The organism is Sporosarcina sp. FA9, assembly GCF_051550205.1.
Lineage (GTDB): Bacteria > Bacillota > Bacilli > Bacillales_A > Planococcaceae > Sporosarcina.
Genome location: NZ_CP188819.1, coordinates 1,275,425 through 1,290,023, shown reverse-complemented (window position 1 = coordinate 1,290,023; position 14,599 = coordinate 1,275,425). Strand labels below are relative to the sequence as shown.

Below are 14,599 nucleotides of genomic sequence, written 5' to 3'. Positions count from 1 at the left end.
CGATAGCTTCTTTCACAGACGCGCGAACTAGATGAATCCACAGGAAAACGACCTTTTCATGTGGCTAAAGGTCGTTTTGTATTTATTGGTAAACTAGGTTTAATTCGCCAGGATAATTGAATCGCCTAGATTTTGAGCAACGTCTTTATCTACTTATATTTGCCACAATCGCTTCTTCGTATTGCTCGAATGAAAATTCGAGGATGGAAGATGCTTTTTTTGTGCTATTGAATAGACTCTCTCAGTTGATACTTCAAAATCTTACCCGAAGCATTTCTCGGAAGAACATCTACATAAATGAACTTTTTCGGTATTTTATATCCCGCAATATGTTCCCGACAATAGTCAATAAGCCCTTTTTCATCTATCGTTGCACCCTTTTTTAGTACGATAATCGCTGATACAATCTCTCCCCATTTTTCATCAGGCACACCAATCGTCGCGGCTTCCAAAACACCTGGAAAACCATTTAGTACTTGTTCTACTTCTACCGAATAAATGTTTTCTCCACCTGAAATAATCATATCTTTTTTTCTGTCTACCAAAGTAATAAATCCATCCTCGTCAATTTTTGCAAGATCACCTGTTAATAACCAGCCATCTGAAAACGCTTCACCCGTTGCTTCAGGATTTCGGTAATACTCCTTCATGATTGTTTCACCTTTAAGGATAAACTCACCGATGCCACCCGGTTCAACATCTTCCATTTTATCGTTGACGACACGAGCATTTGTGAAAAACATTGCTTTGCCGCCTGCACCAAGTTTACTATTATGCTCATCAGGTCTTAAATAAACCCCACCTGGGCCAGCTTCCGTCAAACCGCATAAATTGTAAAACTGATCGGTACCAAATAGTTTTATCGACTTTTCAATTAATGATGGAGCCATCGGAGCCGCCCCGTACATACATGTTTGAATAGAGGATAAATCATAGCGCTCTAAATTCGGTACTTGAAGCAGTGCACCGAACATCACGGGCACGCCGAAAAAGAAAGTTGCTTTAAGTTCTTCAATCGCCTCAAGCACCTTTACCGGATTAAAATCACGGTGAATCACATTTGATGTGCCAAGCATTATACCGGTTACGATAAATAAATTCAATTGGGCCGAATGGAAAAGGGGTGCAAGGTGAACCATCCTATCACTCGATTTCATTCCAACCCCCATAATAACGCCGACATTCACAGTGAGTATGCGCTGATGATCGAACAACGCACCTTTTGGTCTACCTGTCGTCCCCGATGTATATAATATCTCGGCATCGTCCGTAATTGACACGACAACACCCGGCTCAGTATGATCTTCGCTATTCACCTGATTCCAAGACATGTTTTCTTCATTTATAGAGGCAGGATGTACGATTATATGTTGTACTTGTTCGATTCCTTTTTTAGAATTTGTAACGACTTCTTCAAACTCTGCGTCGCAAATAACCGCGACTGTATCCGACTGTTCCAATATATATGAAGTTTCCATTGCGGATAAACGAAAATTTACTGGGACAACTACAAAACCTGCTTTGATGATGGCATAAAAGGCGATGACAAAGTGATCCGAATTCTTCATGAAAATAGCTACTTTATCACCTTTTTTATGACCCAATTTTAGTAGTCCATTTGAAAATTGGTTTACATGCTCATTTAACTCTTTATATGAATAAACCCTTTCTTCACATGTAATCGCCATTTTATCCGGATGGCGGTGGGCATTTAGTGTAAGTGATGTACTGATATTCATCCTCTAACTCCCCCTTTTCTAGTTAAGGTAACGAAGTACTCAGTCTACAAAATCCGTAAAACGATAGCCGTTTGTTTCCATAACTCTCCCCTACTTAAATACGTTCTATTATTGTTGCGTTGGCCATACCCATCCCCTCACAAATTGCGAGCAGGCCGTATCGGTCTCCGTTTCGTTCCATTCTGTTCATCAAAGTGACCAAGAGTTTTGTGCCTGTCGCTCCGAGTGGATGTCCAAGCGCAATCGCCCCGCCGTCTGGATTCAATTTTTCTGGGTCCGCACCGACATCCTTCAGCCAAGCGAGTGGTACTTGTGCAAATGCCTCATTCACTTCATACGTATCCATATCTTCAATCGTAAGACCCGACTTTTCCAACACTTTCCTTGTCGCTTCAATAGGGCCCGTCAACATAAGTGTAGGATCGGATCCGACTACACTGCGCGCGACAATACGCACTTTTGGCTTTATCCCGAGTGCATCTGCTTTTTCACGAGACATCAATAGTACTGCCGATGCTCCATCACTCATTTGACTTGCATTCCCTGCAGTGATGATTCCGTTTTCATCAAAAACAGTTTTTAATCCCCCAAGTACTTCTAGCGTCGTTCCTTCACGAGGACCTTCATCAACTGCAAAGCTTTGTAGGGAACCGTCTTCTTGAGCCACATCCACAGGAATAATTTCATTTTCAAAATGACCTTTTTTAATCGCTTCAAATGCTTTTAAATGACTGTTAACCGAATAGCTATCTAAGTCACCGCGCGTAAATCCCCATTTTTTAGCCATACGTTCAGAGGATAGACCTTGGTTTATAATCTCGTATTTCTCCGTCAACTTCGGACTCGGTTGAGCATCTCCAAAGTTCGAGAGCATCGGCACCCTTGTCATACTTTCCACACCACCCGCAATTACGATGTCCATATCACCTGAAGCAATCGCCTGTGACGCAAAATGGACCGCTTGTTGGCTAGAACCGCATTGTCTATCAATTGTTACCCCTGGTACATGAATCGGAAATCCCGCAATTAGTGCGGCAGTTCTAGCAATATTACTCGCCTGTTCGCCAACTTGTGTGACGCAACCTAAAATAATATCTTCAACTTCACTTTTATCAACCCCAACACTTTTTACGAGTTCATCTAGTACAACCGCCGCTAATTCATCTGGTCGATAATTCTTAAACATTCCTTTTCTTCGTCCGACTGCGGTACGAACCCCAGCCACAATTACAACTTCTGTCATATTAGTTCCACTCCCTATTTTTATACCTTATATAGTTAACTTTTCTTTAGTAGCTTAACGAGGCCCCATTCGAATTCCACCGTCTAAGCGAATAACTTCTCCGTTAACGTAAACATTTTCAATCAAAAATACCGCTAAGGAAGCATATTCTTCTGGATTCCCAAGACGTTTAGGGAACTCGACCATACTTTCCAATGACTCGATGATATGTTCCGGTACACCTGCACCCATCGGCGTCCGGAAGAGGCCAGGTGCAATTGTATTTATGCGAATCCCGTGTGATGAAAGATCTCTTGCGATTGGCAACGTCATTCCCGCAACACCTGCTTTACTGGCGGCATATGCTGCCTGTCCCATCTGCCCATCAAATGCAGCGATGGAAGCGGTGTTAATAATAATTCCCCGTTCACCATCTGCTGTTACAGGTTCGTTTTTCGCCATTTCAACTGCCGCTAATCGAAGTACATTAAACGTTCCATTTAAATTAATATCTATGACTTTTTCAAAGTTTTCTAACGGCATTGCCCCGGAGCGTCCGATTACCTTTTGTGGTGGTGCAATTCCTGCACAATTGACACAAATATGAATCGCTCCGAAAGTTTCAACTGCACGCTCAATACCTGCTTCAACAGATGCTTTATCTGTTACATCCACGAGTGCGAAGCTGACATCATCCCCAAACTCTTCACGAACTTTACTTCCCGCTGCCTTATTCAAATCAAAAATAACAACTTTGGCTCCCTTATTAACCAATGCTTTAACCGTTTCAAGCCCTAAACCAGATGCCCCCCCTGTAACAACTGCAACTTTCCCTTTAATATCCATTGTCCCACCTCAACTTCTTGATTTATTTTCCGAACATACCTCGACTAATAATTTCTTTCATTATCTCTGAAGTACCTCCGTAAATTCTTTGAATTCTAGCATCCACAAAAGCCCGTGCAACAGGGTATTCTGTCATGAAACCATAGCCCCCGAATAGCTGTAGACAACCATCAACAATTCTCCCTTGAGCTTCCGAACAAGATAGTTTTGCCATGCTCGCTGTTTCTGTATCTAGTTTACCTGCTGCAAAAAGTGCTAGACATTCATTCACAAATGCACGGTTTACTCTAGCTTCCGTTGCCATCTCCGCCATTTTAAACCGCGTATTTTGAAAACCGCTTATGGGCTGACCAAAAGCAGAGCGTTCATTGACATATGTGACCGTCAAATCGATTACACCTTCCATCGCTGCCTGGGCACCAATTGCTGCTATCAACCTTTCTCTTGGTAACTCCATCATCAACGTAATGAACCCTTTGTTTAATCCCCCCAAAATGGAACTGGATGGCATAAGAACATCTTCCAAAAACATTTCAGACGTATCGCATGACTGAAGCCCAATCTTTTCAAGATTTTTCCCACGACTCAATCCTTCAGTTGGTATATCAACAATGAACAAAGAAGTTCCCCTAGATGCGGATACGGTCATATCTGTTTGAGCGACGACAACGACAAAATCACAAAGTTGGCCATTGCTCACGAACGTTTTCGAACCACTAACTCTATATGCCGATTGTTCTTCATCGTAATGGGCAACCGTTTTTATCCCTTGTAGGTCACTTCCCGCATTTGGTTCCGTCATCGCAATTGCACCTATTAATTCCCCTGAAGCCATTTTTGGTAAATAGTATAATTTCTGCTCATTCGTTCCAGCGTTCAAAATATAATGGGCGACAACAATTGAATGTACGGATAGATTGACGCCAACTGCTGCATACCCTAAACGGCAGAATTCTTCAATAATCAGAGCAGAATATATGAATGGTGCCCCAACGCCGCCGTATTTCTCTGGAATATCCGTACATAATAAGCCCGCTTCTCCTAACCTCTTCCAAAACTCTCGTGGAATCATTTTATCTTTTTCCCATTCCATATAGTTTGGCTCAATTTCTTTTTTTGCAAATGTCTGTACTGATTTACGGAATAGGGATAGTTCATTTTCTTGTTGCAAATCGATTGTTCCAGGCTTCAAAGTATTCTCCCCCCCTATTAGATCTTTACTTTAATAGTTTCATAATAGAATCGCCGAAATGTTTTTTCACATCTTCTTTTGAAAATCTTCCACCTGGTTGATACCATTGCTGAATCCAATTCATCGCACCCATAATCATCATTCTTACAATCACCTGATCACCTACATTAAAATCACCCGAAGCTACGCCTTTTTCAATCGCTTCGTCAAATATACTTGTGTACTCTTTTCGTACTTCAAGCACTCTGCTCAGCTGTTCACCGCTAAAAACATGGCTAGGTTCAATTAACATGTTAAATGTTTCTTTTTCTTCTATAGCAAATTCAATGTGAATCGAAATCATGTTTCGGATAATTTCTTCCGCTGAATCCTTATCTACTAATTCGCTTTTCAGTTCCTCCATGGCTTTGGAAAACACCAAGTTATGACACTGATACATCAAATCACTTTTACTTTTAAAGTAGTAATATAAAGAACCTTTGGTCATCAACAACTCCGCTGCAATCTCTTCCATCGTCGCCCCGTCAAAGCCTCTACGGTTCACAATGGTAATGGCAGATAGTAAGATTTGTTCTTTCTTAGCTAATGTTTTCTTCTCCGATAGTTTCATTTTTTCTCATCCTTTTATTAAACTAACAACTATTTTAAACACTGTTAAACTATCTGAATATTGAACCTTAAGGCAATTCTACCAACTAGTAATATCTATTGCAAGTGTTTTTTTGAACATTGTTTGAATTTTGACTCTTCATTCAAAACGACACAGTATTTACCGAGCAATGGATTCTCAATCATTCCTATTCGTAGATATGTATGGCTAAATAAAAGTACATAACGTAAAACACAAAAAAAGCCTTGCCAGCGGTCCAAATAGCAACTAACCTCTTCATGTATTCACAAAAAACAGGAGGGGAAATGAAAGGTTTTTTCAGTACACAATATCTCCCCACCAACATCACTTACTCCTCACAAACAACACCTTATACCACTGATTCACTAGAAATGGCATAACGGACAAGCCGTAAATAAGACCCAATTGTCTCAAACTTAATGGTGCTATTTCAAACATACTCGTAAGCGATGGATGAAATAATACGACATGTAAACATACAAATCCGATGATAAATGCGAGCCACGTATACATATTTGAAAATACACCAATTACGAAGATTGATTCTTTAGATCTCGAATTGAAGCCATGTATTAATCTGGACAAACAAAGGGTTGTAAATGCCATCGTGCTGGCTGTTAGCGTATCTCCCGTAGACAGGCCGATTCTAAAAGCAATAACCGTAGAGATTGCGATTAATAAACCTTCAAGCACCACTTGAGTCGTAACTTTTTTATTTAATAACGGTGTGTGAATATCTCTTGGTTTATCCTTCATCGTTTTTTTATTATGCGGCTCTAAACCGATTGCAATTGCCGGCAAACTATCCGTCAGTAAGTTAATAAATAAGAGATGCACAGGTGCAAACGGAAGGGGTAAACCGAGTACTGTTGCATATAGCACAACAAAAATAGCACCTGCATTCCCTGACAATAAGAAGAGAATGGCGTTTTTAATATTCGAATAGATGCTTCTTCCATTCGCAATCGCTGAAACAATCGTTGAAAAATTATCATCCGTTAAAACCATTGAAGAAGCATCTTTCGCTACTTCGGTTCCGGTTATCCCCATCGCCACACCAATATCGGCTTGTTTTAAGGCTGGGCCATCATTGACACCATCCCCTGTCATCGCAACGACATGTCCTTTTTCCTGCCAAGCTTTAACAATACGTATTTTATGTTCAGGTGTTACTCTCGCGTAGACAGTAAGATCATGAACCCTTTCTTGGAGTTCCTGATCCGTTAATCTTTCAATTTCGGACCCTTCAATTACTTCTGATGAATCCTTTAGTATTCCAATTTGTTTGGCAATCGCGGTGGCTGTTATTTTATGGTCACCGGTTATCATAACCGGTTTAATGCCCGCTTTTATACAGCTTTCAACCGCTGCTTTTGACTCTTTCCTTGGTGGATCCATCATCGCTATTAATCCGACAAAGATTAAATCACTTTCGTCTTTTATATTGATTGATTGATGTGCCCGTATCTCTTTATAAGCTATGGCGAGTACTCTTAAACCATTCGCAGAAAAATCATGATTCACTTTTTCAATCTTTTTACGATGCTCGTCCGTAACCGTAAGTATCCCTATAGAAGTTTCTATTCTTTTAATCTTGGGTAATAGAACATCTACTCCCCCCTTGGTAATCATGATCGTTTGCTTATTGACCTGATGCACTGTAGTCATTAGCTTTCTGTCGGAATCGAATGGAATTTCAGCAATTCTAGGATAGTTTTTCCTGATAATTAATTCGTCAAGATTATACTGTTTACCTAATTTCACAAGTGCAATTTCAGTAGGGTCGCCGATTTCTTTTTGATCCCTTGCCAAAGCGTTATTGCATAATAGTGCCTTTACAATAAGGTTTTTCTCAATTGCATATTCTGTCTGTAGTTGATCATGTGGAATGACTTTCTGATCGACATAGACGTGTTGCACGGTCATTTTATTTTCCGTTAATGTGCCCGTTTTATCTGAACAAATAACAGATACACTCCCCAAACTTTCAACAGCATAAAGCTTGCGGATAATGGCATTTTCCTTTGCCATTTTTTGTGTTCCAAAGGCCAGTACAATTGTAACAATTGAACCCAAAGCTTCTGGAATGGCTGCAACTGCAAGCGATACGGCAAACATAAAAGATTCGACTAACTCACGACCCCGGAACAAATCGATCGTGAAAATGGCTACACAAATCATCGTAATCCCTAAAGCTAATTTTTCACCAAACTGATTGAGACTTACTTGAAGCGGTGTTTTCTTCTCTTTTGCAGTATCTAGTAAATTGGCGATTTTCCCGATTTCCGTTTCCATTCCAATCGCTGTTACGATGATGATTCCACGTCCATTAGTAACAAAGCTTCCAGTGAAAGCCATATTATTTTTCTCTGCAATGGGGACATGATCTTCTTGGATTGGTGCGGTATTTTTCGCTACGGCCAAAGATTCACCTGTCAGAGAACTTTCATTGATATGCAAATTATTGCTTTCTACTAATCTGCCATCCGCACTTATATAATCGCCAGCCTCCAAAGAGAGGAGATCTCCAACTACGATATCTTCTGAAGGAATCTCTACTAGCTGATTATTCCGCATCACTTTGGCAACTGGAGTGCTCAACGCTTTCAGACTCTCCAATGATTGTTCTGCCTTCACATGCTGTACCGTGCCCAGAATTGCGTTTAACAGTACGACAATCAGTATCACAATCGTACTTTCTACTTCACCTAATAAAAATGAAATGAAAGCGGCTATTAGTAAAATAATGACTAATAAATCTTTGAATTGTCCAAAGAAAACAGCGATTGTACTTGTCCTTTTCCCTTCCGCCAATTCATTATAACCGTATATTTCTTGTCTCTGTTGGACGTCATAATCATTCAATCCTTGGTGAGTCACATCCAGGTTCTTCATAACTTCAACGGATGACTGCTGATGGTATTCTGACATCCCATTCCCCTTCCAGTGTGAATTTAGTAGACAATCATGCTAACGAATAGACCCCTATTGACTCGTCCTTTCTTTTATATGTAGTGAATGAACTGGAATAGAAATAATTTCAATTTTATTATCAATCTCCTTTGCAAGCCAAACCCTATACCAATACTATTCCTTGTCCAATCGCTGTATGATAAGAATCGAAATAGAAATTGAATAGTAAAGATACTTGAGTGAATAACCATCCTATTTGTTTAAAATTTCATGTTCGTTACTTGCAAAGATACTCGACACTAAATTACACCAAATAGTGCCAACTATTTCACTTCTACATCCCACCTCAAATAGTCTTGACATGCCCGTTTTTCTTTGCTAAATTTGCATCTAGCTGTTGAATTCTATTGTGGGATAAAGTATCAGTATGGGCGTTTCTTTTTTTTCGATGGATCACTAAATTTCGAAAATCATTCTAAAAAGGCAAGACTAAAATTGAAGTGGTATCGTGAGCACAAACTCGTCCCTTTGTTTTGGGGTGAGTTTTTATTTATATATATTTATCAGAAGGAGAGTCACTGTTTATGAAAAACTTAATGGTTGTCATAGGTTCACTCATCATTGCATTTGCGTTTAACTTTTTCCTTGTTCCTTTTGGAATATTAAGTAGCGGGATTAGTGGAATTGCAATTTTGCTCGGGTTGCTGACCCCGTTTAATATCGGTTTACTCAATTTCCTTCTAAACTTACCTTTAATTATTTTGAGCTATTACAAACTAGGTAAAACAATCACAATCAATACATTGGTTTGTGTCATTTCAGTTTCCTTCTTTTTATTCGCATTGCCAATTGTTGCTGTTACAGACAATATCCTATTGTCAACAGTGTTCGGTGGAGGCATTGGCGGCATCGGAGTCGGTCTAATCCTGAAGTACTCCGGAACATCTGGTGGTTTGGACATTATTGCCATTATTATTTCCCGCACGAGTTCATTCAGTATTGGCCTTCTTCTAACAGGAATGAACGGCATCATTGTTCTACTGTCAGGATTTTTCTTCAACTGGGAACTCGCGTTATACACCCTTTTGTCGATTTATATCACAGGAAAAATGATCGACACGATTTTCACGGATCACGTCAAACTGACGATGCAGATTGTCACTACAAAAGGAGATTTAATCCGGGAAGAATTACTTGGATCCATCTATCGGGGCATTACGATAACAGAAGGATATGGTGGCTTTACAAAAGAAAAAAAGGACATCTTAATGATGGTTGTCACACGTTACGAGACGTTGCATGTAAAAAAAATTGTGCGCAAACATGATGAAAATGCCTTTATTAATATTTATGAGACAGTTGAAGTTGATGGTACGTTTCATGTGAACTAGGTAATCTACTTCGTTGATTGGAATTTGGATTAATGTGTATGAAAAAAAATACGGGGTTGTGAAACAACATAAGTTGTTTCGCAACCCCGTACCCCTAACTAGATTCGTCAAAGGACTAAAGTCTTTATCTTCGCAAGACATTCCAAGATTACACTTTCCAATTCTATCTTTTCGGAAAAAGCCTCCTCCAAAATAACGTTTCTTGCTACAATATCCATACTTTTAATTTGATCCGCTAAAATGACTCCCTTAATTGAAAGCGTATCCGGTAATGCTACTTCAAAACTATATCCTTTTATTTTGCTTGTAATTGGACATACAATTACAAGACCCGTAGCATGATTATATATTTTTGGAGAAATGACAATTGCAGGTCTGTGCCCTACTTGTTCTAACCCTTTTTGTGGGTTAAAATTTAGCGTCACCAAGTCCCCCCTATCTGGAATGTAACTCAAAGTAGTTCATTCCCCACCGGTCCACCCGTGTCCATTGATGAATGTCTGTTTTCGTTTGTTATTTGTGAAACCAATTCTTCAAGTGTATAACTGTTCTTTATGGGTTCTAATGTTATTTTGTGATTATCAGAAGACAGATTCATTTCGGAACCCTCTTTTATGCCTAACTTATCCGCCACAGCCTTTGGAATACGCACACCTAAACTATTTCCCCATTGACTCACTTTAGTAACCTACTGAATCACCCCTTCATCATTTCTTCTTGTATCCATTATTACATCCTTCCTCAATCCTGTATATCCAAGTATATACACCGGCAGAATGATTTATTCTCATTTCAAATAATATAGGGTACCTATGCGACAAACAATCCAGTTTGTTTTAACGTTCATGAAAGTTTCTTGCACATATACGTAAAATTCGTTGAATTTGATAGTCATGTTTATAATTCATAATAAAGTTCTGTTATTCGATTTTTTTTGAAACAAAAAAGCAACATCTCTTAAAATGAGATGAAGCTTTTTCTAATGGTTTCAATTATATCGTCAAACACCGATAAGTTCTTCATAAGTGATTTCAACCATTCCAGGAATTTCTGTGGGTGATACTCCCAACAAGTCACAAGGACGTCCAATCCTGTCTATCTTGCCGTCTATAATTTTTACGATGCGATCCGCGAGTGCATGAGCATCGTTTTGATTATGTGTGACAAAAATAGCAGTTGTTTTTGCTTTCTTTAAAATCCGTCGAAGATCGCCACGAATTTTCACTTGTAAATCCATGTCTAGGTTACTGAATGGTTCATCAAGAAGAATCAGTTCAGGTTCCGGAGCCATTGCCCGTGCAAGTGCAACCCGTTGCTGCTGCCCCCCACTTAATTGGTGAGGATAACGTTTTTCAAATCCTGTAAGTTCAACGAGTTCAAGCACTTCTTGCGCACGTTTATTTTTGTCTTTCCTACTCATTTTCGAGAGCCCGAATAGAACATTGTCCATAACGCTCATATGCGGGAAAAGTGCATAGTCCTGAAAAACCATACCGATTCCCCGTTTTTCCGGTTGGAGGAAAGTCTGGTCACAAAACATCTTCTTGCCGTTCAGAGTAAATGAACCTCCTGCAGGCATTTCTAGTCCCGCAATTAAGCGTAGAAGTGTACTTTTCCCACTTCCGCTGCGGCCAAGTATTGAAATAACTTCCCCTTTTTCCACTGTGAAGGAAAAATTATCAACCGTTTTTAAGGGAGAATTCGGATATGAGAACTGCAAATTTTTAATATCCATAAACATATTATTCTGGCTCCTCTCTGAGTAACTTATGGAAAACAAAGATCGCAATCGTGCTCACACCTACAATTAGTAATGAAGCTTGAGATGCTTCCATAATCTTTTCATCACTTGCATATTGAAAGGCCTTTGTGGCTAATGTATCGTAATTAAACGGCCTTAAAATTAAAGTTAACGGAATTTCTTTCAGTATATCAACAAATACAAGGATAAATCCACTAATAATAGCGCTCTTCATCATCGGAACATCTATCTTGAAAAATGTCCGAAGGCTGTTTGCTCCGAGCATACGCGATGCATCACGGAAATCCGTTCCGATTTTATCGAAACCTGATTCAATCGAATTATAACCAATCGCAAAAAACCGGATGATATAGGCGCTTATAAGCATGAACAGACTAACGCTCAAGACGAGTTCTGAATCTATTCCAAAGAATTGATAGACTGGCGCGAAGAACCGGTCAAGCGCAATGAATGTTGTAATAACCGCCACTGCTATAACTGCCCCGGGTATCGAATAACCAAGGACCGTCAACTTCGGCAATACTTTCGCAAACTTGTGATTGACAACTCGGCTAAAGTTACCGACAACCAATGAAAATACAATTATAAGGAAGGCACCAAGACCTGCGACGATAACAGAGTTTTTCGTATAGAGTAATACATCCTGCATTGGTACTTCTCCGAACGTAAGAATAACCCAGTCAATTAACTGAAGGATTGGAATGAGAAACGCCACACTAAAAATAACAACTGTGTACAACGTCGCAAATACCGCTTTCCTCCCGGTTAATTTTACGAGGGGAAGTGGTCTAACCTTTGTCGTAGAATAACTATATTGTTTGCCACCACGCAGTAAACGTTCAATTATTAGAATGAAAATAACGATTCCCATAAGAGATGCAGCTAGTTTAATGGATGACTCCAAATCCCCAAGCCCAAACCATGTTTGAAAAATAGCTGTACTAAACGTCTGAATTCCGAAATACTTCACTACCCCGTAATCGTTCAAAACTTCCAACACTACTAGACTCGCCCCGCCAATTATGGAAACACGGGAAATCGGGATCACAACTCTAAAAAAGATTGTCAATGGACCCTTCCCTAGCGTACGTGCACTTTCAATTAAGGAAGCAGATTGGTGGGAAAGAAAGATTCTCGTAATCATATATACGTATGGATAGAGAAACAAAGTATAAATGAAGATTGCACCCGGGAGAGTCATAATATCAAAATAGACTGGATTCGGTGTGATATCGAACTGGTTACGAAGTGTCTTTTGAATGACACCCGTGTAATTAATGATGCCGTGATAAGTATAAGCACCAATGAAAGGTGGAATCGATAAAGGAAGAATTAGCGCCCACTTCATAAAGTTCCTAAGCGGAAAATTATATTGGGCAATAAGCCAAGCAAGACTGAGTCCAATCGCAATCGTGAACAGCGCTGTAAAAAAAACGAGTGTGAGCGACGATTTTATATAGTTAAGAAGCATGAATTCCTTAATATGCGCCCAATTTTCACTTGCTGGTGAAAAAATGCCTAATACAATCGACACATTTGGTAAAAACAGCAAGATGATGATGAGTACTGCAGAAATCGTCCACCCGTTTACATTAGCTAAATGCTTGTTCATGACAAAACCCATCCTTTACCTTTTTCGCAACAACCCCCCTACCCAAACTACGGAAGGGGGTTCGACTTTTATTTCCAGCCGACTTCGTTAAAAATAATAATCGCTTTCGCGTTATTTTCTCCGAGGGTCGATAATGGAATATCTTGTTCTTTAAAGTCCCCCCATGATTTAAGGAGTTCTGAAGGTTCTACATCTTTATTCACCGGGAATTCATAATTTGCAGAGGCAAATTCTTTTTGTGCTTCTTCTCCAGTGAGGAATTCAAGTAATTTAAGTGCGTTTTCCGCGTTTTTCGAATCTTTGATGACTCCGGCTCCACTAATATTTACATGTGTGCCAGTTGTTTCTTGGTTCGGGAAGAAGACACCAAGGTTCTCTGCTACTTTCACTTCTTCCGGTTCTGCGGAATTAAGCATTTGACCGAAATAGTAAGAGTTCATAATTGCGACGTCACCGATACCTGCAGCGATTGCTTTCGCCTGATCTCGATCTCCGCCTCCAGGATTTTGGGCAAAGTTATTGACAATACCTTGTGCCCACTCTTTTGCTTTCTCTTCACCATTGATCTCAATGAACGAAGCAAGAAGTGACTGGTTATAGACACTTTCAGATGACCGGACGAGAACACGGCTCTTCCACTTGTCTTCTGTCAGCGCTTCGTAAGTGGAAAGCTCTTCTGGTTTGACCTTATCTTTATTATACACTATAATTCTCGCACGCTTCGTCAAACCAACCCACATATCGTCAACATCACGTAAATTTCCAGGTATTTGTTTCGATAATATGTCACTTGACACGGTTTGAAGTAGTCCTTCTTCTTTCGCACGGTAAAGTCTACCAACATCGGCTGTTAGTAATAAATCTGCTTTCGTTGCAGTTCCTTCACGTTTGATTCGTTCGATTAGTACATCTGCTTCGTCTTTAATGATGTTAACTTTTATGCCTGTTTCTGTTTCAAACTTCTTATATAATTCATTATCAACATCATAATGACGACTTGTATACAAATTCACTTCCGATTTCCCGGATTTATTAGCATCTGCATCTTTATCAGTGCCACTTTCCTTTTTAGTTGTACTTCCACATGCAGCAAGTACGAGCATAATGGCAACAACAAGCAAAATCAAACTCTTCTTCATATACTTCCATCTCCAAACGTTTATTTTTGATTGAAAATGATTCTCAATCTCATTAACAATATATACCGAGATTCAATGGAAGTCAATAAAAAATATATGTAGGTATTCAGATAATCTTCAGGCTGATAAAGGGTACCTGTGTGACAAACAAA

At 39.6% G+C, this 14,599-nt stretch carries 12 protein-coding genes; 1 reads left to right on the top strand and 11 read right to left on the bottom strand.

The genetic code is table 11. From position 1 onward, the window contains the following. Positions 1–224: 224 nt before the first annotated feature. The 6 genes from ACP8HH_RS06255 to ACP8HH_RS06230 all read right to left on the bottom strand — a co-directional run bounded on the left by ACP8HH_RS06255 (position 225) and on the right by ACP8HH_RS06230 (position 8,561). The gene (locus tag ACP8HH_RS06255) at positions 225–1,739 is read right to left on the bottom strand and encodes a long-chain-fatty-acid--CoA ligase (protein WP_438317373.1); all 1,515 of its coding nucleotides are present in this window, start codon (positions 1,737–1,739) and stop codon (positions 225–227) included. 94 nt (positions 1,740–1,833) lie between these two features. Next, complete coding sequence (locus ACP8HH_RS06250) at positions 1,834–2,982, bottom strand: thiolase family protein (RefSeq protein WP_438317370.1); 1,149 nt, start codon at positions 2,980–2,982, stop codon at positions 1,834–1,836. Positions 2,983–3,036: 54 nt separating this feature from the next. Further along, positions 3,037–3,807, bottom strand: a complete 771-nt coding sequence (locus tag ACP8HH_RS06245; RefSeq protein WP_438317367.1) for a 3-hydroxyacyl-CoA dehydrogenase — start codon at positions 3,805–3,807, stop codon at positions 3,037–3,039. A 22-nt stretch (positions 3,808–3,829) separates the two neighbouring features. After that, positions 3,830–4,999: an acyl-CoA dehydrogenase family protein gene (locus ACP8HH_RS06240; protein ID WP_438317364.1), complete on the bottom strand. Its 1,170-nt coding sequence runs from the start codon at positions 4,997–4,999 to the stop codon at positions 3,830–3,832. Positions 5,000–5,024: 25 nt separating this feature from the next. Further along, the gene (locus ACP8HH_RS06235; RefSeq protein ID WP_438317361.1) at positions 5,025–5,609 is read right to left on the bottom strand and encodes a TetR/AcrR family transcriptional regulator; all 585 of its coding nucleotides are present in this window, start codon (positions 5,607–5,609) and stop codon (positions 5,025–5,027) included. A 345-nt stretch (positions 5,610–5,954) separates the two neighbouring features. Beyond that, a complete protein-coding gene (locus ACP8HH_RS06230; protein WP_438317358.1) occupies positions 5,955–8,561 on the bottom strand; it encodes a cation-translocating P-type ATPase in 2,607 nt (868 codons plus the stop codon). Positions 8,562–9,127: 566 nt separating this feature from the next. On the opposite strand from ACP8HH_RS06230, the gene ACP8HH_RS06225 reads away from it, so the two are divergent. Next, on the top strand, positions 9,128–9,934 hold the full coding sequence (locus ACP8HH_RS06225; protein WP_438317355.1) for a YitT family protein: 807 nt from the start codon (positions 9,128–9,130) through the stop codon (positions 9,932–9,934). A 107-nt stretch (positions 9,935–10,041) separates the two neighbouring features. Here ACP8HH_RS06225 and ACP8HH_RS06220 read toward each other — a convergent pair whose 3' ends face one another. From ACP8HH_RS06220 to ACP8HH_RS06200, 5 genes are all read right to left on the bottom strand, one after another. Next, entirely contained in the window at positions 10,042–10,359 is a 318-nt protein-coding gene (locus ACP8HH_RS06220; RefSeq protein WP_438317352.1) for a type II toxin-antitoxin system PemK/MazF family toxin, read from the bottom strand. A 26-nt stretch (positions 10,360–10,385) separates the two neighbouring features. After that, on the bottom strand, positions 10,386–10,613 hold the full coding sequence (locus ACP8HH_RS06215) for an AbrB/MazE/SpoVT family DNA-binding domain-containing protein (RefSeq protein WP_438317349.1): 228 nt from the start codon (positions 10,611–10,613) through the stop codon (positions 10,386–10,388). 321 nt (positions 10,614–10,934) lie between these two features. Continuing rightward, positions 10,935–11,675, bottom strand: a complete 741-nt coding sequence (locus ACP8HH_RS06210) for an ABC transporter ATP-binding protein (protein ID WP_438317346.1) — start codon at positions 11,673–11,675, stop codon at positions 10,935–10,937. A 1-nt stretch (position 11,676) separates the two neighbouring features. Further along, positions 11,677–13,308, bottom strand: coding sequence for an ABC transporter permease (locus ACP8HH_RS06205; RefSeq protein WP_438317343.1), 1,632 nt, complete (start codon positions 13,306–13,308; stop codon positions 11,677–11,679). A gap of 68 nt (positions 13,309–13,376) precedes the next feature. Beyond that, on the bottom strand, positions 13,377–14,447 hold the full coding sequence (locus tag ACP8HH_RS06200) for an extracellular solute-binding protein (protein WP_438317340.1): 1,071 nt from the start codon (positions 14,445–14,447) through the stop codon (positions 13,377–13,379). Positions 14,448–14,599: the final 152 nt, after the last annotated feature.

What these genes read in the sequence shown, in the direction of transcription:
- ACP8HH_RS06255 (WP_438317373.1), bottom strand. Translation starts at nt 1,739, where the DNA reads ATGAATATCAGTACATCACTTACACTAAATGCCCACCGCCATCCGGAT.
- ACP8HH_RS06250 (WP_438317370.1), bottom strand. Translation starts at nt 2,982, where the DNA reads ATGACAGAAGTTGTAATTGTGGCTGGGGTTCGTACCGCAGTCGGACGA.
- ACP8HH_RS06235 (WP_438317361.1), bottom strand. Translation starts at nt 5,609, where the DNA reads ATGAAACTATCGGAGAAGAAAACATTAGCTAAGAAAGAACAAATCTTA.
- ACP8HH_RS06210 (WP_438317346.1), bottom strand. Translation starts at nt 11,675, where the DNA reads ATGTTTATGGATATTAAAAATTTGCAGTTCTCATATCCGAATTCTCCC.
- ACP8HH_RS06225 (WP_438317355.1), top strand. Translation starts at nt 9,128, where the DNA reads ATGAAAAACTTAATGGTTGTCATAGGTTCACTCATCATTGCATTTGCG.
- ACP8HH_RS06230 (WP_438317358.1), bottom strand. Translation starts at nt 8,561, where the DNA reads ATGTCAGAATACCATCAGCAGTCATCCGTTGAAGTTATGAAGAACCTG.
- ACP8HH_RS06245 (WP_438317367.1), bottom strand. Translation starts at nt 3,807, where the DNA reads ATGGATATTAAAGGGAAAGTTGCAGTTGTTACAGGGGGGGCATCTGGT.
- ACP8HH_RS06205 (WP_438317343.1), bottom strand. Translation starts at nt 13,308, where the DNA reads ATGAACAAGCATTTAGCTAATGTAAACGGGTGGACGATTTCTGCAGTA.
- ACP8HH_RS06200 (WP_438317340.1), bottom strand. Translation starts at nt 14,447, where the DNA reads ATGAAGAAGAGTTTGATTTTGCTTGTTGTTGCCATTATGCTCGTACTT.